Below are 19,902 nucleotides of genomic sequence, written 5' to 3'. Positions count from 1 at the left end.
GATTATTTTTTTAGGCTGCCTACCGTAAAGCCTCTCTTTTTGATCTGCGTTGGTGTGTGCAGGGGAATGGGGCGGTTGGTGAGAGCGGCATCATCCGTGTACATTTCGATTTTTAACCCTTCGCTCACATCTTCCTTTTCATCCGTTGGGATGGACCCCCCTTTGGAAGCCGCGCCATCAAACTGCTCATTTAACGCTTGCAAGATTCTTTTGGTCTCTTGGTAATCCTCAAATGTCATTTCTCTTAACTGTTGCAGCTTGTTAAAGTGTTCCGTATCTTTAAATTGGAATAACGCCAAATCCAAGTGTTCCAAAAAGTTGTGCAGCCCGAACTTTTCCAGGCTGATATCTTGCAATACATGAATGAATTCCGCATTGCTCGTTTGTTGCATACCGGGGTTTTCAAGAAAGGATTCAAGTTTGGGCAACAATTCTTGCAAGCGGTCTGAGCGGTGTTCTTCTTCTTCGTAAATGTGATGAAAGTATAATTTTTCGTGGTCGTCTTTGGCGCCCTCAATGGCCGGTTCCAAGATCTTCATAAAATCAACCAGCGCTTCGTTGGTTCGGTTGAATATATCCTTTAAATTCAAGAAGCGTTCTTCCAAAGTGTCTTCCTCTCTTTCCATCATTTCACTTTCCAATATGGACTGAATTCTTTGTTTATATACCAAAGGCTGACAAACCCCATCTCCTCGGGTGTAAGCTTGGGGAGGTGGGGTTTGTTCCCATGAGGTTCGGGCACTGGGTTTAAAATTCAGTCGCTAGATTCCGACTTTTCTTTATTTCGTAATGGATAGTATTTGCAAAATTGAGAAATAAAACAGGAGAAGTTTTGTTTTATCGCAAAATAAATAGGATATGTTCACAAATAATAAAAAATATTATAGGGAAATTATTTTTTTCATTATTACAATTAGAGATGGGAACTGTGAGGTGATACGCGATAACTAGCGCAACGAAGCCATTGCCCTCGCGCACAGACCGATATTTACGCAACCACCTGCATCCTTTCGTCGTTTTTTTGCTTATTGGAACAGCCCTCATTCGAACCGCCGCCTTTATGAGTCTGCCGTTTCTGGCATTTTACCTGACGTCCACATTTCACTTTCACTCCCTGCAGACGGGAATCATTATCGGAATGTCGGGGATCGGCGGTGCGATAGGGGGGATTATCGGTGGAGGGTTATCCGACCTATTTGGGCGCAGCCGAATTTTAAATGTAACCATGTTCGGTTGGACGAGCATTTTCTTTTTATACCTGTTTGCGACCGATTATATGCATTTTGTCATTTTAAGCTTTCTGCACGGGTTGTTTCGGTCTTTTTTTGATCCGATTTCCCAGGCGTGCATGGCGGACTTGACAGCGGAAGAAAAACGTTTGCAGGTATTTAGTTATCGATATGTCGCATTAAACGTGGGAATGGTGTCAGGCCCTCTGCTTGGGGCATACCTGTTCCATTGGCTCGGCATTTACACCTTTGTCATAACAGGGGCCATTTTTTCTTTCTATGGTGTGATTTTGCACTTCAAACTAAAACGTTATAAGGGACGCCTGAATCAAACTCCTCCCAAAAGGCGAACGCACTTGGCCAATTGCATCAGAGTGATTTCCAAGGATCGGGCCTTGGGTTATTACACACTGGGCGGCATGCTTTTTTTTATGGTGTATGCCCAGATGGAATCCAATTTGCCCATTTATCTGTCTAAGGAAATTCCCAACGGAAGCAAGTTGTATCCCATTTTGCTTGTGATTAACGCAGGCCTTGTGATCTTGGTTCAGCGCTATATGTCCGCTTGGTCGGAAAAGAGACATCCGCTCAGCAGCATTGCGTTGGGGACTGTCCTATATACGTTGGGTTTTTATTGTTTTTCTCTGAATGATCAACCACTCATGTTTGTCATGGGGATTACCCTTCTCACTTTTGGGGAAATGCTTATTTTTCCCGTCACAAACCAGCTGACAGACCAATTGGCGGATGAGAAGTACCGCGGGGCTTATTATGGCGCGGCCCATTTCGCGCAGCTTGGCTTGAGTGCGGGACCCGTTTTTGGAGGCTGGTTGGTTGAGCGGTTTGACGGGTTGACCCTGTGGAAGATTGCCGCGATCCTCTCCCTCTTAATCTTATGGTGCTATGCCATGGGGTATAGGAAATATTCCGCAAAAAAGAATGTGGCGGTTGTAGAGATCGTTTATCGGATCCTTTTGGATCTCAAATTGACCTTTTTGGTGAAATTCATTCTTAAATTGATTCCTTTGGGCGTCGTTGTCGCCATCGCCTGGCATTTGCTGCAAAAATAGCCGGAAGTCAGAACCCTGACGGCTGCATGCCACAGGTGGTGTTTCCGAAAACTGTTTTGCAAACCCTGCGCTCAAGATGCGCAGGGTTTCTGTCTATATGTCATGCACACACTTCGATTCAATATTCAAACATAAGAAAAGCCGCCAGACATGATCAGCATGCCCAAAGCCATTTGGACCCGCATCCCGATCATATGCACCAACTGTCCGCCCAACACGCTGCCCACAATCATGGTGATGATCATCGGAGTCATGACAGTGCCGGAAGAGGACGCACTGACCCCCGTCACGCCTTGCATGAACAGTGGAACAATGTTGACCAAGTTACCGCCGACCTTCATGGCGGTTTTGAAAACGTCGTGGGTCGATTCGTTGCCCGGCGTCTTCCTTTTCGGGGTGATTTTTGTGCTGCCCGGCGCAGTTTGTTTTTATGGGCCGTATACAGTCCGATCACAAACGCAAGCGGAATAACGTTTGCGCTGTTACCGAATCTCCTGTTTCAACACGTCGCCCAACTCCACGACTTTTCCGTCTCCCTGCAGATAGCGGCGCCCGTCTGCATCCACTTCATAATTCCATTCGTAAATGAGAGAGGGATACTTTTTGGAGTAAAAATGGACCAATCGGTTATGCTTGATCCGTTTATGCCGCTGATGTGCACTTTTTACACCGGGTCGCGTCAAAAAGGTGTCAATCAGCAATCGGATCTTTCCTGGGTCCCGAATGGTCACGATTCGCCCATTGCCGAGCGGTCGGCGAAATTCTACTTGATAGGGATCAAATCGCTTGATGTCCAGTTTGGGGAGATGGTTTTCTTGATAGGCGAAGCAGGCGAGATTGTGATCGGGGCACATGGCCAGCCACTCCTTGGTGGACAATCCGTTGATCCGGTACACGGTGCCGGCGTTGGAATCTCCCACTGCATCCTCCACATTCTCCTCCAGCACGACGACCGAAGGGTGAACCGTATACGCCCGGTTCCCATCGACAAGGGTGGCACCTTTCAAAAACATGTTCGACAAGAACCATGTACAACCGGCCAAACCAATGAGGGTAAGAAAACAAATCATGTGACGAGTCCGCATAGCTACCGCTTCCCTACGTTTTCAATTTTGAGTTTTTACAGAAGTTGCCGACTGAAAGCCCAACTCTTTCAAGGATGGGATGAAAGTCGGCGTTGCTCGGTAATCCCTTTATGGGATTGTTAAGAGCAACAATTTTCAGTATAATCTAACGCATGAGCGGTGCTCATCCCACTGGTAGTGGGTTTTGTTCCCTCTGTACGTCATGATATGGGGTTCCAGTGGCGAACCAATCTCTCCCACTGGGTAAAATCATGAGAGTGAGTAAAACGGAACTAGAATGCCGGTAATAGGCGTTCCGCCCATGTGGGTACATGCAACATGAGTTGTAGAACTGCATGGGACGGGCTGATGAGACAGCCCTGAACTCGGGAGTTGCATGAAGCAGAAATGGATTGAGTGCGTTAACTACCCAAGAATCCCACGGCTTCAGCCGTGTGGAGTCTCAATTTCCAATAAGTTGGTATCACTATCTTTCCGTTTTCCCCCATCTATCGTGCCGCTTTTGGCCGTGTCTCGAATATACCCCCTCTTAGGGAGCTTAACTGAATAACCTCTCTTTGGTTTCCTTAATTTGCTCGAGATGCCTTTGTTCATGCAATCCGACAAATTCAACCCATTGCTTCAGGCTCATGGCCCCAAACAAAGGGTGGGGCATAGAGCTCCGTTTCAATTGATCCGGTGTCAAATCCTGCAACACACAGGTGAGGACCTGACGGGACCGATACAACTTCTCTTTCAGCGAATCAAGCGTTTTGTAGCCGTCGCTTGGTTCTATGGCCGGTGTGGGAACATTCACCCGGCGGCTGCGGTCCAAGGTCAATTGAATGGGCTTTGCCTCGGGAATTGGTGTGTCCGTGCGTTCCGCCGCTTTCTTCATCTGATGGGCCACGCTAAGTTCGGTTAAATACAAGTGTTCCAAGATTTGGGCGATACTCCAATGATCCGGAGATGGTTTTTGGTTTAATTGCTCATCGGATAAAAGTTCGACCTCTTGCCAAATCTCCTGCCGAATTTGGACGTTTTTGTTCATGCTAGCGCCTCCTATCCTCTCATATCTCGCTCTTCTACTCAATTTTACATCAACCTCAGGGCAAGGGAAAAACCCCCTATTCAAGAGGTGGCCATTATATTGGTCGAAGAGATCAACCGCGCTTATGCACCGTGGGACGAAACGGGATTTGACCGGGTTTGGTTGCATTCCCCTGTGAGAAATGGGAAGTGATTAGCCGAAATGCGAATGCGTCCTTTATTGGTGAGATAAACCCTGGACACTCTTTGATCACTGTCCAATTCTTTTTGGATTTATCCGTCTTGCTCCGCAAGTCTTAACAGAAAGGGGGGCTGGCCGGGAAATACGTCATACCCCTGAATCCGCAGATCGACGTTTTACCGATGTAGTTTCAGCACATGCCCTATCAGATGGGTCAAAGCATCGGAGTAATTAACATCCACTGCGCATCCTCCTTGATTAGTCGGCTAATCAACAATGGATTCTGATCCATTTCACTTTGGGTGTCAATGCTTTGCTAAAGTTGCTTTTAACCCTTGACACATGGAAAACAATTCCAAAATAATAAATAGGATGAAAAGCGGAGGGGATGGGAAATTTGAAAATCAGATGGGCTACATATGCATGGATTTGCTTGGTTCTGGTGACGGGTTGTACAGGCAACGCCGCCGTTTCGGTAGACATGATCAACTCACAAGGCGATAAAATCGGCACTGCTGTATTGACAGAAGAAAAAGAGGGTGTGAAGGTCCAATTCAATGTGAGTCAACTTTCGCCCGGACCACACGGCTTCCATATTCATGAAACCGGGAAGTGTGCGGCACCCGACTTTAAATCGGCAGGGGGCCATTTTAATCCCGGGCACAAAAAACACGGGAAGCTGAACCCGCAGGGAACCCATGCCGGTGACTTAGCCAATATCGTGGCAGATTCGGACGGAAAAGCAAAGGGGGCGCAAGTGGCGCAACAGGTGACCCTGTCCAAAAACCAAAAACATTCTTTGCTTAAAAGCGGGGGCACCGCGCTGGTGATCTACGAAAAAGCAGATGATATGAAAACAGATCCGGCTGGAGATTCCGGCAGGCGAATTGCCTGCGGCACCATTTGAAAAGAGACATCGGGAGGTCATTATCTTGACGTTATTAAGTTATTTTAATATACTAACTTACATAAAGTAACTATTTAGTCCAACCGATCGGAGGGGAAGGCATGCTTCCTGCGTTATTTTTGGCGCACGGTTCGCCCATGCTTGCCATTGAAAATACGGAATATACTCGTTTTCTTGAAAGGCTTGGCCGGACATGGAAACCAAAAGCGATTGTCATTTTTACGGCGCATTGGGAAAGTGACGTGCTGACCATTTCGTCCACGGATGAGGTGTATGAAACGATTTATGATTTTTACGGATTTCCGGATGAGCTTTATGCCATTCAATATCAAGCGAAGGGTTCCACACAGATTGCAGACATGGTAGCGGAGAGGTTTGAAAGACAAGGGATTCCCACCAGAAAAGATCGGTCCCGGGGATTGGACCACGGTTCTTGGACTCTTTTGCGGCGCATGGTTCCGGATGCGGACATCCCGGTGATTCAGATTTCAGTCAATCCGTTTCTGCCTCCGCAAGACCAGTTCAAGATTGGCGAATCCCTTCGGGGACTGGGGGCAGCAGATATCTTGGTGATCGGCAGCGGCGGCACGGTGCACAATTTGCGGGTCGTCAAATGGGAGCAGACCACGCCTGAACCATGGGCGGTGCAATTCGATGATTGGCTGGTTGACAAGATCCAAAAAAGGGATGTTGATTCCCTGTTCAACTACATGGAGTTGGCTCCTCACGCCAGCCTGGCTGTGCCAAGGCCGGAACACTTCGTTCCCCTCTTCATCGCGATGGGCAGTGGGGATCCGCAAAGAACAGCCAGGGTCCTTTACCGGGGTTATGATATGGGAACATTGAGTTATCTGTGCTTGCAATTTTAAGCCGATATGAACGGGAGTGATGCCGGCACTCCGGTTGGGTGATCAAGGATAAAGAAAAGGAAATGAGTATACCCATCTCTTCGGCAAAACGGTTGGGGAGGTGGGTTTTATTTTGTATGTATAGTAAATATATACGATAAATGCGTAACTTCCGATAGAATTCTAATTGTATAATGTATAGATAAATATTATCATGTACTATGGACATCAAATCGGGAGGGAGTTTTGCATCGTGGCGACTATTGGTGAATTGCTCAACAGCCGCGCCGCTTTATCGCCAGGCCTTGAGGCGTTGGTGAGCAATGGTGAACGTATCACTTTTCTGGAATACAAACAAAAAGTCAACCAATTGGCGAACTATCTGTTGGATCTCCAGGTGCAACAAGGTGACCGGGTTGCGTTCCTTTGTAAGAATACATATGCTTTTCCGATTATATACTTGGCGGCGGCCAAAATCGGAGCCATTGCCGTGCCGATCAACTGCCGCTTAAAACCGGCGGAAGTCCAGTATATTGTGGAGGATTGCCAAGCGAAAGTCTTGTTTTATGATGAAGAGTTCAGGGATGCGTTGGAATTGCTCCCCAGTTGTGTGGAGAAAGTGATTCGCGCGGCCGTGGGGGAAGAGATGGATGACCATTTCAAAAGCATTTTTCAGATCGCGTCTGCCGCGGAACCTTCCGCGGACGTGACGGAACGCGATATCGCCACGATTATTTACACTTCCGGCACAACAGGCAATCCCAAAGGGGTGATGTGCACGCACGCCAATGTGTATGCGGCGGGACTGGCCAATGTGAATACGCTGGATCTTCGCTTTGCCGATCGTTTTTTGTTTGTGACGCCCTTGTTTCACATCAGCGGCATGATGTTTATCATCAACGCCTTGATTCGCGGATTCACTTTGGTTCTGGCGGCCAACTTTACGCCTTCCCAGCTGTGGGATCTGATCGATGAAGAGAAGATCACCAACATGATGTCTGTCCCGGCCATGCTTCCGTTTATGCTGCAAATGTTAAAAACGATCGATAAGGATATTTTCAGTTTGCGGGGGATCATATGCGGGGGTTCCCGGGTGCCGGAACAACCAATCAGGGAATTCCATGATCTCGGCTTTTCCATTATCCAAGTTTACGGAGCGACTGAATACTCTGGAGCGATTGCCTACTTCTTGCCGGAGATGGATCTGAACCGTTGCCATTCCGTGGGGAAGGGATTATATTTGACCGAATTGAAGATCCTTGATCCGTTGACGGGAATGGAGTGCCCGCCAGGCGAGATCGGAGAAATTGTCGTGCGTGGAGATTCGGTTTTCGCCGGGTATTGGAACAATAAGGAAGAGACGGACCAAGTGTTGAAAAATGGCTGGTACCATACGAAAGATGTGGGCAAATTGGATGAGGAAGGTTATTTGTACGTGATCGACCGTCTCCGTGACATGGTGATCTGCGGCGGTGAAAAAGTGTTTCCCGCCCAAGTGGAAGCCGTGATACAACAACTGGATGGCGTCGCTGAAGTGGCGGTCATCGGGGTGGCGGACCCCGTTTGGGGTGAACTTCCCCGGGCTTATGTGGTCAAGGCGGAAGGGGCTTCCCTTACGGAAGAAGAGGTTTTGGACCATACACGGCAAAACTTGGCCGATTACAAACTCATTGATGTGGAATTTATCGCGGAACTGCCCAAAAACAGCATGGGCAAAACGCTGAAGTATGTATTGCGCGCGCATGCCAATGGCACGAAACTGACAAATGTCTAGGGCGTGTCTGGAAAATAAATCAAGTTGACCGCCGACATAGTTATCAGACACGCCCTAATGGGTGAGTTTGTGTCTGAAAACGGAATGGGGGTCGAAGGGGAAGAACGGTTCATTCAAGATGGATTCATCCATGACGATTACCGGATTGAATTCATCAAGAACCATTTGAAATGGCTTCATCGGGCGATTGGGGAAGGATGCAACGCCAAAGGATACCAGGACGTTCATGGATAACTGGTCTTGGACCAACGCTTACAAAAATCGTTATGGATTGATTTCCATTGATCTGAAAACCCTCAAGAGAACACCGAAAAAGAGCGCGTATTGGTTTAAAGAGGTCTCCATCCAGAATGGTTTTGAATGAAGAATAGACATGCCGTATCGCATGCCGCCTCATCGTGGGCGGCTTTTTTTGCATAAAAAACGTGAGAGGGAATGAGAAACCCGCCCTCTCACGCAATTTGGCACGTGGCGAACGACGTTTTTCATTTGATATTTCGCGCAGGATTGTTGACAAGATGATGGCCCCTTTCGGTTGTTGATTGCTGTAAAATGATTGTATTGCTATTTTGTTTATACTGGTGAGGCAATTCCATCACTTGATCAAGTTTGACGGTGACACTTGCGGAAAGGGATGACGAAATCGTGGAAGCAAAACGGGTTACGGAAAAACATGAGCTGGATGCCGCTTTTCAAATCAGGAAAACGGTGTTTGTTGAGGAGCAGGGAGTCCCATTGGAAGATGAAATTGATGAGCATGAAGAGCAAGCGGAACATATTCTTGTTTACGCCGATAACCAGCCGGTTGGCACAGGAAGATTGCGCATCGTGAATGGAGTGGCCAAACTGGAGCGGATCTGCATTTTGCCTTCTCACCGCAAACACGGTTTGGGCAAGGTGATCATTCGCAGCCTGGAAGAGATCGCCCAGGCAGAAGGCGTATCCCAAGCGAAATTGCACGCGCAAACGCATGCGGAAGGCTTTTATCAAAAATTGGGTTATGCCACCGCTTCTCCTGTGTTCATGGAGGATGGAATCCCCCATGTGTTGATGGTCAAGGATCTTGCGGGAGAATAGACGGCGATGGCCAACGGCTCCACCTGTCAGCTTTGGGGTGGGGCCGTTCTGTTTGTTGCTCATGGATAAGGGGGGAGAAGAGTGGGAACGATGGTTGATGAACGAAGGATCTTGTTCCAATAGGGGTCGAGGTGTGGTTATGAGAGCGAAAGATTGTGATTTTTCAACGTTAAAAGCACAACTGAGACAGAATCTGTTAGCCATCTCGGATGAGATCGACCGCTTTTTGAAGCTGGTCGATGATGAGCATAACTGTTTGTTGGGCGAGTTAAGGAGCTTAAGAAATCAAATCGTCCTAAGCGAAGCCTTGGCCTCGTCCTTTTATTTGCAGTGTTACTTGTCGCCTTTCACCACTAAATACCTGGGCCTCTTGTCCAGCATCGCCCACCTGTCGCAACGGAAACATGGGGTGTTGATTGTTGTGCAGCGGAAAGATCCGTTGGTCGCATGGCTTGCCCATGGCACGTTGATTCAAGCCGAGTTTTCCAGCTCATTGTTGGAATCCATTTTTTATCCCGGCAGCCCGTTGCACGATGGGGCGGTGTTGATCAAAGATGATAAAATCATTTCCGCCGCCCATGTTTTGCCCTTATCGAATAAAGAGGTTGAAGATGATCAAAAATTGGGAACCCGGCATCGGGCGGCTCTGGGGCTAAGCGAGAAGTGCGACGCCATTGTGATAGTCGTGTCGGAAGAAACGGGCCGCGCCTCGTTTGCCTTGAATGGAAAGCTTTATGTGATCGGCACGCCCACATAAATCCAATCCAACCTTATGCCATATTCATACCAGCACAAGCGGGCCAACAGGAAAAAAGCGTGTAAAAAGGTTGACTTTCCTTATGCTTGTCTCTTTACAACCACCGGAAATCGCAGTAATATACGATTAATTCCATATTCGCCATCATCGCTGAATCTACAGAGAGCGGGGGAACCAAAGGAAGTGGGAAAAGTCTTGCTTCTGGGGTGAATCTCAGGCATCGCTTGAGTAGGGTTACTCTCACAACCCGAATCCGTCAGCTAACCTCGTAAGCGTGTTGAGAGGGGGAACGTCGCCTGCCTTGACCACGGAAGGAGTTTCTCTTTTTTGTGGTTTTTTCTTTTGTAAAGGGAAAGCCAAAGCAAAGCATCGGTTACTTGGTAAATGAAGGTTTGAAGTCTCTAGTGTGTTGGTAATTGGACGCATCATTTTGTTGGAGGAATCATATGTTTAATCGAATCAAACGAATCGTGATCGGAAGACCGCTCCGGTCCAATGAGCTACATAGTCAAAAATTGAACAATTTGAAGGCCTTGGCCATTCTCTCTTCAGATGCCTTGTCATCGGTCGCCTATGGTCCCGAACAGATTTTGATCGTGTTGGCCACGGTCGGCGTTCTGGCTTTCTGGTACTCGTTGCCCATCGCGGTTGGGGTGCTTGTTTTGTTGGTGGCCTTGATTTTGTCGTACCGCCAAATCATTTTCGCGTACCCTCATGGCGGTGGCGCCTATATGGTGGCCAAAGAAAATCTGGGGAAAAACTTTGGATTGGTTGCCGGCGGATCGCTATTGATCGATTATATTTTAACCGTGGCGGTAAGTGTGTCTGCGGGCACCGATGCCATCACTTCCGCCTTTCCCGTGCTGCATCCGCATACGGTGGCGATTGGCGTCGGCCTTGTCGCGGTCATTACGCTCTTAAATTTAAGGGGATTGACCGAATCGGCTTCCATCTTGGCGTATCCCGTTTACTTGTTTGTGTTGGCCCTTGCGATCTTGATTGTGGTGGGTCTGTATCAGGTGGTGACGGGACAAGCGCCGGCCAATGCCCATCCGGCGATCGGTACCCCGGTGATGGGAATTAGTTTGTTTCTCATCTTGAAAGCTTTTTCCTCCGGTTGCTCCGCCTTGACGGGGGTTGAAGCGATCTCCAATGCGATTCCCAACTTTAAAGATCCGGCTCCCAAAAACGCCGCCTTCACCTTGGTGATCATGGGGATCATTTTGGGCGCACTCTTTTCGGGCATCGTCTTTTTGGCTTACTGGTATGGGACCGCGCCCGCGGAAACGGAAACGGTGTTGTCGAAGCTGGGCTCGGCCATCTTTGGCCGTAACGTGTTTTACTATTTCCTACAGGGAACCACCGCGCTGATTTTGGTGCTGGCGGCCAATACCGGCTTTTCCGCGTTCCCTTTGCTGGCGTTTAACCTGGCGAAAGATAAATATATGCCAAGGGCCTTTACGGTGAGAGGGGATCGCTTGGGGTATTCCAATGGGATTATCACGCTGGGCTTGGCTTCCATCATCTTGATCATCGCGTTTAACGGGAACACGGAAAACCTGATCCCGTTGTATGCGGTCGGGGTGTTTATTCCCTTTTCATTGTCGCAAACCGGCATGATCGTCAAATGGTTGCGCACCAAACCGGAAGGTTGGGGTGGCAAATTATTGGTGAACCTCGCCGGCGCGTTAATCTGTTACCTGATTTTGGCCATCTTTTATATCACCAAGTTTCAACAAGTGTGGATGACGCTTCTCTTCATCCCGTTATGCGTATTCATCTTCCAAAAAATCCACCAACACTATGCGGCGGTGGGTGATCAGTTGAGGGTGGATCCGTCGCTTAAAATCATGGATATGAAAAGCGTTGACAATATGGTGATCGTGCCGGTCGCCGGCATCACCACAGTGGTCAGGCAGTCGCTACTCTACGCCAAATCCATATCCGATCATGTGGTCGCGGTGTATGTGGGTTCGAGCCCGGAATCGATCGATCGCATGGAAAAAGAGTGGGAAGAGTGGCAGACCGGAGTGAGACTGGTGACATTGCTTTCCCTCTATCGGAGCGTACTGGGACCATTGAGCGAATTCATTGATACGGTCAAAGCGAAAGCGGATCAGTCGGGCGCGAGGATCACGGTTATCATGCCCCAATTTATCACAAAGAAGTGGTGGCACAGCTTCCTTCATAACCAATCCGGTTTTCTCATCTTGGCTTATCTGCTGAGAATGAAAAACATCATTGTCACCATCGTCCCTTATCAATTGAAAAAATAAGCCATGGAGGCCGGAGCGCCAAGGAAACCCACCTTTTCAAGCAAATGAGCTTGGGGAGGTGGGTTGTTTTTGGTGTCAAAATGGTATAATGAGATGGATCGATCCGCTTTTATTGGAAACTTAAATGAAAGGTTAAATGCAAATGGAAAAACGATGGGTTCGAGAATCAAGATGCTATAAAACGTCAAGAGTTTTTCCTCCCGATGTTAATAATCATAATACGTTGTTCGGTGGAAAATTAATGGCTTATATTGACGATATCGCTTCGATCGCGGCGACAAAACATTGCCGCCGGTCAGTTGTTACTGCTTCAACAGATTCTGTTGATTTTTTGCATCCGATAAGACCATCGGATTCTGTTTGCTTGGAATCCTTTGTAACTTGGACAGGAAAAACATCAATGGAAGTGTTTGTGAAGGTGATTAAAGAAGATTTGTTGAGCGGAGAAAGAAAGATAGCGGCTACTTCCTTTCTGACATTCGTTGCCCTTGACGATAATAAAAAACCCGTTCCAGTACCCGCAGTCGTTCCGGAAACGGAAGAAGAATTCAAATTGCATGAAACGGCGCCGCAAAGAGCCGAAGCGCGTAGGATCAGAAGGGAAGAAAGCAAAAAATTGGCTGACTATCTTACAGTAAAGCAGCCTTGGGATTAACAAAGATGCTATCATTTTGTATAAGAGAATATGTGATGTGGTCGGGCTCAGGGACATCCCCTGAGTACGAATAATGGAGTCATCCCGGAACATGGCCAACTGCTGAGACGCGGTTGGCTTTTTTATGACTTTGCTAGGGAATCTCCCTTCGTGAGTTCATTTAAAATATAGTTCATAATTTTAGCGTATAGTGAGGGTAATAATTTACAGACAAGCGACGGTGATGGACACATGGCGACAGTTTTGATTGTGGATGATGATGCGCACATCCGCGAGCTGGTCAAGCTGTTACTGGAAAACGAAGGCTTGGAAGTGATTGAAGCGGCGGACGGCCAAGAAGCTTTGGCGCTTTTGGAAACGGTGAAGGCGGACATGGCGATTTTGGACGTAATGATGCCCCGCATGGATGGCTGGGCGCTGTGCCGCGAACTGAGGACTTATTATGATTTCCCTTTGCTCATGTTGACGGCCAAAGGGGAAACGATTGATAAGGTGCAAGGGTTTGAGCTCGGCACTGACGATTATTTGGTGAAGCCCTTTGAGCCGCCGGAGTTGGTGGCAAGGGTCAAGGCGCTGCTCCGGCGATACCGCATCGCCGTGTCTCAAACGGTACGGGTTGGGGAGGTGTTGCTTGACCGGAACGCGTATGAAGTGTTTGTCGATGGCCGCAGGTTGACGTTGCCGTTAAAAGAGTTTGAACTCCTGTTTAAGCTGGCGAGCTATCCGGGCAAAACCTTCTCCCGGGACCAACTGATCGAGGAGATATGGGGTTACGATTACGCGGGTGATGAACGGACGGTGGATGTCCATATCAAACGGTTGCGCGAGCGTTTTCCCGAAGACCAATATTCCTTCAAAATCCGCACGGTTTGGGGGCTGGGCTACCGTCTGGAGGTGCGGGCATGAAGTGGAAAATCTTTCTCCATATGACCAAGTTTTGGGCTTATGCCATGTTCTGCTGGTCGACCGCATATCTGATCACTTCCTTCTTCTTTGATGTGAAAGCGGATCAACCGGGTGATTTCATCCGTTATTTCGTTACCGGTCTGGTGGGCTTGCTCCTCGTCAGTTTGGTGGGCTATCTGTTTGCCAGATTCTCGGCGCCCAAGCGCTTTGAATTGTTTCATGTGATGATGGATGCCTTTAGGCAAATCGCCAAAGGCAATTTCAAGGTGCGGTTGAACGCCAATCTTATCCAGGACAATGACAGTCCGTTTGGCGAAGTGTTTGAAAGCATCAACCATATGGCCGAGGAACTGAACAGGATGGAACAGATGCGGCAGGAATTTGTGTCCAACGTCTCGCACGAGATCCAATCGCCGCTCACTTCGATCCGGGGGTTCGCCAATGCGTTGCAGAAGGATGAGTTAAGCGCGGAGGCGCGCAAGCATTATCTTCGCATTATTGAACAGGAAAGCGTCCGCTTGTCCAAATTGAGTGAGAACCTGTTGAAACTGTCCTCGCTGGAGTCCGATGTTCATCCGTTTGAGCCGAAACCGTACCGTTTGGACAAGCAATTGCAAAAAGTTATCTTGTCTTTGGAACCCCAGTGGGTAAAGAAATCGATCGAAATGGATCTCGCTCTCGAAGAAGTAACCGTGTTCGCCGATGAAGATATGATGGGGCAATTGTGGGTCAACCTGATTAGCAATAGCATTAAGTTCACGCCGGATGGCGGTGTGATCGGGGTTGAATTGCGGAAGAAGGGGGAACGGGCCGAAGCGATCCTGTCCGACACGGGCATTGGGATAGCTGAAGAGGATCAAGCGATATCTTTGAGAGGTTCTATAAAGCGGACAAATCCAGAAACCGTTCAATCGGCGGGAGTGGGCTGGGGCTGGCCATCGTCAAAAAAATCATCGAGCGGCACCATGGCTCGATCAAGGTGAAAAGCAAGTTGGGCGAAGGTACCGAGATGACCATCCACCTGCCGCTCAAACCGCGCATGTGATGCCGACTTGTTCAAAAAGAGAGAGGAAAAAGACATAAAATGTGGAGGGACATCAATGGAGAGGAATCCTAAGTTGGAAGTAAATATCAAACGATTTATTGAACTGATCGATGTGAAGTCATTGCCCAAATTCTTGATCGGCCTCGTGCTGGGATTGAGTTTGGTGTCAACCGTGGCGGGCTTGGTTGTGCCGTGGTTGACCAAAGATATCGTCGATGTGATGACGGTCAAAACGCTTGATCTTCAGACTGTGTTGACCTTGCTGGTGGCGTTTGTCGTGCAATCGGCCGTGTCGGGGTTCTCCACTTACTACTTGGCCTATCTTGGGGAAATGGTTGTGGCCAAGTTGCGAAAACGATTGTGGCATAAAACCTTGAACTTGCCGATCTCTTATTTTGACCGAAATCGGTCGGGGGAGACGATCAGTCGCATCAATAACGATACGGCTATCATCAAAGACTTGATCAGCCAGCAATTGGTTTCGATTTTCACGGGGATTGTCTCGTTATTTGGCTCCCTTGCCATCCTCTTGTATTTGGATTGGTCGATGACATTGGTCATGCTGATTTCCGTTCCCATCATCTTTCTGGTCATGCGGCCCATTGGGCGCAAAATGTATAACATTTCCAAAGGGTTGCAAGGGGAGACCGCTCAATTCACCAGCCTGCTCACCCAGGTGGTGTCAGAGATTCGCTTGGTCAAAGCCTATGTGGCGGAAGCGGTGGAACAGAAACATGGGGAAAAGCAAATCGACCATCTCTTGCGAGTGAGTTTGAAAGAAGCCAAATTGACTGCCGTGCTTCAACCGCTGATGTCGTTCGTGATGATGTTCATGCTGGTGGTGATCATCGGCTATGGTGGGTACCGTGTTTCAACCGGTGCGTTGAGTGCGGGCGATTTGGTCGCGTTTATCCTGTACCTGTTCCAGATCATTATACCCCTGACCATGTTGACGCGTTTTTTTACCAGTGTGCAGAAAGCGATGGGAGCGACAGAACGGCTGCTCCAGATCTTGGAGCATGAACAAGAGGATGTGGAAGCGAAGAGTTCTGCCGTGGTTCCCGCCCAACCAATCCACTTTGATCACGTGACCTTTGCCTATCCGGGTCACGACGCGGTGCTCCATGATGTCAGTTTCACGGTTCAACCGGGCAAAGTGACCGCGATTGTAGGCCCGAGCGGCAGCGGCAAGACGACGCTCTTTTCCTTGTTGGAGCAATTTTATCATCCGGTGGCCGGGGAAATCCGCTTGGGAGACACCCCGCTGTCCCAACTGGGGCTCAGAGAGTGGCGGAGCTCTATCAGCTATGTGTCACAGGAAAGCCCTTTGCTTGCCGGAACGGTTCGGGAGAACATCTGCTATGCGATGGATCGGGATGTAACGGAGGAAGAGCTGGAGAGAGCGGCCAAGCTCGCTTATGCCGACGAATTCATCAAAAACTTGCCAAACGGTTTTGATACGGAAGTGGGAGAACGGGGAATCATGTTGTCCGGCGGGCAAAGGCAACGCATCGCGATCGCCCGCGCCATCTTGCATGATCCGCAAATTTTGATGCTTGATGAGGCGACATCCGCCTTGGATTCCACCTCGGAAAAAGTGGTGCAGGAGGCGCTCTCAAACCTGATGCAAGGGCGGACCACGCTGGTCATTGCCCACCGCTTGTCCACGGTTGTGGACGCGGACCAAATCCTGGTGCTGGAACAAGGAAAGCTCACCGGCATGGGGACTCATCAGGAATTGTTGGCGAATCATGCGTTGTATCAAAAACTGGTGAAACAACAATTCAAATGGGAGTTGCAGCACGACATAAGGTAAAAGGAAAAGCGCCTGGACAAGCGGTAAACTTGCCCAGGCGCTTTCGGCTTTTCCCAAAGGGGGGCGGGTGTGTGGGCCGCGAAGGGGCAGATAAACATCGATTCATTAAGAAACAACGATAATTAAGCGCTTACATGGGCTGGCAAAGTGAAAATGGGGAAGAGCCAAACCCATGGGGGCATTTACTTTCACTTACTGTCGGTGTAAGATAACTTCAACTTCGATGAAAAATCCGACATCGATCCCAAAGCTCGCTGAATCCCATTGAGGGAACGGGGGAACCAATCGTGAGAAGAGACACTTCTTCCACATGGGGTGAATCTCAAGCGAATCATTGTTGGCTTGGGTAGGGCTACTCTCCAGCCCGAATCCGACAGCTAACCTCGCAAGCGTGATGAGAGGGGGTTATTTGTTGTGGCAGACGCCCGCAGAGTAACCGCTCTGCGGTTTTTCATTTTTCGAATACCGGTTTGTGACTCTATTGCGATATAAGGGGTTATTTTTATGTTTAATAAGGATTCGTATTTATTTTCACAAGAGATTGCCACGCTCATCATCCCCAAGGAGCAAGTGACCATCATCGACCCGGACTGTTCGTTGGAACGGGCTCTCTTGGTATTGACGAGAAAGCGATTAAGCTCTGTACCCGTCATCAATGGCGCGGGAAAAGTGGAGGGAGTGATAAGCAAAACCAACATATTGGATTTCATCCTGCAGTTGAACCAACAGGAAGGTGATTTTACAGGATTGAAAGAACATACGGTAAAGGAAGCGATGAACAAAAGCTATTTGGGCATTTTGGCCAATTCCATTTTATCTTTTGCTTTTGAAGTCTTGCTGGAACGTTCGTTTACCCCCATCATCGATCTGAAAGGCCGATTCATCGGAATTTTGACCAGAAAAGTGATGATGGAGAAAGTGGTTGAGTTTTTTGAGGCCGAATACCAACGCACCAGGGATCAGGGAATGGATTCCGGCAAAACAAGGGAAGGCAAAAATGGAACCATCAAGCACAAGAAATTTTTTCATAGGCGAACTTGAACAGCAAGTGGCAAGTGAAAATCAGCCCCCTGTATGAAAAAGGGGGCTGATTTTTTGGAAGCCTCATGTGGCGGCCTGTTGGGGCCGGGGGGACGGGTTTGTTTCATCAAGGTGTGATAAGCTTGTGTTGGGAACATGCTGCGGGTAACCGCAAACAAGACCGCCAGGAAACGGGAGGTCCCTATGGCAAGAAATATCCTTATTGTTGATGATGATCCAGATATTATCCAGCTGTTAACCGAGGCACTCACCTATGAGCGGTTTCAAGTGTTTTCGGCCGCCAATGGCAGGTGCGCGCTGAAAGCGGTAGAGCGGCATCCCATCGATCTGATTGTGATGGACATTATGATGCCGGAGATGGATGGGCTGGAAACCATTCGGAAAATTCGGCAACGTTATCATATGCCGATCATTTTGCTCAGCGCCCGGGATCGGGAGATTGATAAAGTGATTGGCTTGGAGATCGGCGCGGATGACTATGTCGCCAAACCCTTTGGTGTGCAAGAGTTGGTTGCGCGGATAAAAGCTCACTTCCGGCGCTTGGAGCGGTTGGCGATGTTTCAATCGGAGAGGGATGGAGGAGTGGACTCGCCTTCGACAGGCCTCCACATGAATGAACAGACATACGAAGCGTTTCTGAACGGGGACAAACTGGATTTGTCCACCAAGGAATTTCAGATACTCCATTTTCTCTACCAACACCATAATCAGGTATTGACCCGGGAACAAATTTATCAGAGCGTTTGGGATGACAATATTGGTGATCTGAATACCGTGACTGTGCACATCAAAAACATCAGAAAAAAGTTGGGCGAAGGGAGCGCGATGATCAAAACCATTTGGGGTGTCGGCTATAAGTTTCTGTTAAGTGGAGAAGACAGATGAAACTGAAGTACAAAATCCCGTTGTTGTTTTTGGTTTTAACCATCCTGGTGTTTCTCTGGCTGGTGGGCTTTCTTTTCTTATATGTCCAAGATGTGTTTATCCGGCAAGTGGCCGACCAATCGGAAGCGCTTGTCACGGAGAATTTTGAGATTGTGCGCAAGGTGGAGTGGCTGCAACATGACTCAACCGCACTAAGTCATGCGCTGGAGCAAATGGTGGCGGATGGAAGGCTTCGGTTGGAGTATCGGGGGAAAGCCGGTTCGTTCATGGCGGGAAAGCTTGAACCCGGCAGATTCACCGTGAGCCTCTCACTTCCGATTTATGAAGGCCATCAGCGGACGGGTCAGCTTCAGATCATACGCCAGCCCCGGTTGATGGAGTTTGGCGTTCACTCCTTGATCAATCGGACGGTCTGGGCCTTTATCCCCGTGTTGATCATTTTGATCATCAGTTTTGTCATCTATTTCCATCATTTTATCACCATGCCGATCCAAGCGTTGAACAAACGCCTGGCCCAAATTCGCTTAAAGCGGAAGCCTCTTCCCCTAACCTACAAGCGCTGCAATGAAATTGGCGATTTATACCGGCATGTGCACGCCATGGAAGAGCGGTTGGTTCAGGCGTATGAAGAGCAATTGCATATGATCACTGCGATCGCGCATGACTTGAAAACGCCCTTGACCACCATCCAGGGTTTTTTGGAGTTGTTGGAGTCGGGGGTGGTGAAGGATCCGGCCAAACAACGGGAAACCTTTCGGTTGTTGCAGACGAAGACGGTGACAATCCAGAAGTTGGTGGAGGAGTTTTCGGCATACAGCAAACAGGAATATGCGCTGATCGACATGAGAACGTCTCTGATCCGCGCCGACACCTTCTTTTGTTCCATCGCGGAAGAGTATGAAGCGGAATGCGCCGGGTTGGACATCGGGTTCCGTGCCCATCACCTGTTTGGGGAAACGACCGTTCTCGACGCCAATGAGGAATGGTTGCGCAGAGTCGTGGCCAACTTGGTCAGCAATGCTGTGCGCTATGCGCAGGCAGACGATTTGATGATTCATTTTGTTGGCTATGTCGAAGAGAATATGGCGTATTTTCAGATTGAAGATAATGGCATCGGGGTGCCGCAAGCGGAACTTCCGCACTTGTTCAACAAATTTTATACAGTGGATCGGGCCCGCCAGGCGCAAACGGGCGGGACCGGGTTGGGATTGGCCATCAGCCGCACGATTGTCGAACGCCATGGCGGACAAATGGAAGCATTTCCGTCACACCTTGGCGGTTTGGGAGTCAGGTTTGCCATTCCGATCGCGCATCCATAAGA

16 protein-coding genes, 3 pseudogenes and 2 riboswitches are annotated in these 19,902 nt (G+C 48.8%); of the genes and pseudogenes, 15 read left to right on the top strand and 4 right to left on the bottom strand.

What is annotated here, in order from left to right; translation table 11 throughout:
• Positions 1 to 2: 2 nt before the first annotated feature.
• Positions 3 to 626 (bottom strand): IMEF encapsulin system ferritin-like cargo protein, encoded by a 624-nt coding sequence (locus tag ACFQNG_RS00425; protein ID WP_379862819.1) that lies wholly within the window; start codon positions 624 to 626, stop codon positions 3 to 5.
• A gap of 338 nt (positions 627 to 964) precedes the next feature.
• Between ACFQNG_RS00425 and ACFQNG_RS00420 the strand changes: the two genes are divergently transcribed.
• Positions 965 to 2,299 (top strand): MDR family MFS transporter, encoded by a 1,335-nt coding sequence (locus ACFQNG_RS00420; protein WP_379862818.1) that lies wholly within the window; start codon positions 965 to 967, stop codon positions 2,297 to 2,299.
• Positions 2,300 to 2,436: 137 nt separating this feature from the next.
• On the opposite strand, the pseudogene ACFQNG_RS00415 reads toward ACFQNG_RS00420, so the two are convergent.
• From ACFQNG_RS00415 to ACFQNG_RS00405, 3 genes and pseudogenes are all read right to left on the bottom strand, one after another.
• Positions 2,437 to 2,619: pseudogene (locus ACFQNG_RS00415) on the bottom strand (MFS transporter); the annotation flags it as partial.
• A 162-nt stretch (positions 2,620 to 2,781) separates the two neighbouring features.
• The gene (locus tag ACFQNG_RS00410) at positions 2,782 to 3,384 is read right to left on the bottom strand and encodes a hypothetical protein (protein ID WP_379862817.1); all 603 of its coding nucleotides are present in this window, start codon (positions 3,382 to 3,384) and stop codon (positions 2,782 to 2,784) included.
• 538 nt (positions 3,385 to 3,922) lie between these two features.
• Positions 3,923 to 4,414, bottom strand: coding sequence for a DinB family protein (locus ACFQNG_RS00405; RefSeq protein WP_379862816.1), 492 nt, complete (start codon positions 4,412 to 4,414; stop codon positions 3,923 to 3,925).
• Between the two features lie 568 nt (positions 4,415 to 4,982).
• Here ACFQNG_RS00405 and ACFQNG_RS00400 point away from each other — a divergent pair.
• The 14 genes and pseudogenes from ACFQNG_RS00400 (at position 4,983) to ACFQNG_RS00335 (ending at position 19,900) form a co-directional block, all read left to right on the top strand.
• Positions 4,983 to 5,501: a superoxide dismutase family protein gene (locus ACFQNG_RS00400; RefSeq protein ID WP_379862815.1), complete on the top strand. Its 519-nt coding sequence runs from the start codon at positions 4,983 to 4,985 to the stop codon at positions 5,499 to 5,501.
• A 101-nt stretch (positions 5,502 to 5,602) separates the two neighbouring features.
• Positions 5,603 to 6,370 carry a dioxygenase family protein gene (locus tag ACFQNG_RS00395; protein ID WP_379862814.1) on the top strand — a complete coding sequence of 256 codons (768 nt, stop codon included), beginning with the start codon at positions 5,603 to 5,605 and terminating at the stop codon, positions 6,368 to 6,370.
• A gap of 232 nt (positions 6,371 to 6,602) precedes the next feature.
• A complete protein-coding gene (locus ACFQNG_RS00390; RefSeq protein WP_379862813.1) occupies positions 6,603 to 8,123 on the top strand; it encodes a class I adenylate-forming enzyme family protein in 1,521 nt (506 codons plus the stop codon).
• A 66-nt stretch (positions 8,124 to 8,189) separates the two neighbouring features.
• A pseudogene (locus tag ACFQNG_RS00385) lies at positions 8,190 to 8,487 on the top strand (family 1 glycosylhydrolase); the annotation flags it as partial.
• A gap of 281 nt (positions 8,488 to 8,768) precedes the next feature.
• A complete protein-coding gene (locus ACFQNG_RS00380) occupies positions 8,769 to 9,200 on the top strand; it encodes a GNAT family N-acetyltransferase (protein WP_379862812.1) in 432 nt (143 codons plus the stop codon).
• 139 nt (positions 9,201 to 9,339) lie between these two features.
• Positions 9,340 to 9,957: a sporulation-specific diadenylate cyclase CdaS gene (gene cdaS / locus ACFQNG_RS00375; protein WP_379862811.1), complete on the top strand. Its 618-nt coding sequence runs from the start codon at positions 9,340 to 9,342 to the stop codon at positions 9,955 to 9,957.
• A gap of 138 nt (positions 9,958 to 10,095) precedes the next feature.
• Positions 10,096 to 10,248: riboswitch (cyclic di-AMP (ydaO/yuaA leader) on the top strand.
• A gap of 155 nt (positions 10,249 to 10,403) precedes the next feature.
• Complete coding sequence (locus ACFQNG_RS00370; protein ID WP_379862810.1) at positions 10,404 to 12,233, top strand: APC family permease; 1,830 nt, start codon at positions 10,404 to 10,406, stop codon at positions 12,231 to 12,233.
• A 142-nt stretch (positions 12,234 to 12,375) separates the two neighbouring features.
• On the top strand, positions 12,376 to 12,888 hold the full coding sequence (locus tag ACFQNG_RS00365) for an acyl-CoA thioesterase (protein WP_379862809.1): 513 nt from the start codon (positions 12,376 to 12,378) through the stop codon (positions 12,886 to 12,888).
• 231 nt (positions 12,889 to 13,119) lie between these two features.
• Positions 13,120 to 13,794, top strand: coding sequence for a response regulator transcription factor (locus ACFQNG_RS00360; protein WP_379862808.1), 675 nt, complete (start codon positions 13,120 to 13,122; stop codon positions 13,792 to 13,794).
• Positions 13,791 to 14,839 (top strand): annotated as a pseudogene (locus ACFQNG_RS00355) (sensor histidine kinase). Before ACFQNG_RS00360 ends, ACFQNG_RS00355 begins: the two are co-directional and overlap by 4 nt.
• Before the next feature lie 55 nt (positions 14,840 to 14,894).
• Positions 14,895 to 16,655 carry an ABC transporter ATP-binding protein gene (locus ACFQNG_RS00350; RefSeq protein WP_379862807.1) on the top strand — a complete coding sequence of 587 codons (1,761 nt, stop codon included), beginning with the start codon at positions 14,895 to 14,897 and terminating at the stop codon, positions 16,653 to 16,655.
• Positions 16,656 to 16,897: 242 nt separating this feature from the next.
• Positions 16,898 to 17,063, top strand: a riboswitch (cyclic di-AMP (ydaO/yuaA leader).
• 96 nt (positions 17,064 to 17,159) lie between these two features.
• Positions 17,160 to 17,696, top strand: coding sequence for a CBS domain-containing protein (locus ACFQNG_RS00345; RefSeq protein WP_379862806.1), 537 nt, complete (start codon positions 17,160 to 17,162; stop codon positions 17,694 to 17,696).
• A 183-nt stretch (positions 17,697 to 17,879) separates the two neighbouring features.
• Positions 17,880 to 18,581 (top strand): response regulator transcription factor, encoded by a 702-nt coding sequence (locus ACFQNG_RS00340; protein ID WP_379862805.1) that lies wholly within the window; start codon positions 17,880 to 17,882, stop codon positions 18,579 to 18,581.
• Positions 18,578 to 19,900, top strand: a complete 1,323-nt coding sequence (locus ACFQNG_RS00335; protein ID WP_379862804.1) for a sensor histidine kinase — start codon at positions 18,578 to 18,580, stop codon at positions 19,898 to 19,900. Before ACFQNG_RS00340 ends, ACFQNG_RS00335 begins: the two co-directional genes overlap by 4 nt.
• Positions 19,901 to 19,902 lie beyond the last annotated feature (2 nt).

The organism is Laceyella putida (genome assembly GCF_042665195.1).
GTDB lineage: Bacteria > Bacillota > Bacilli > Thermoactinomycetales > Thermoactinomycetaceae > Laceyella > Laceyella putida.
This window is presented reverse-complemented; position numbering and strand designations above follow the sequence as displayed.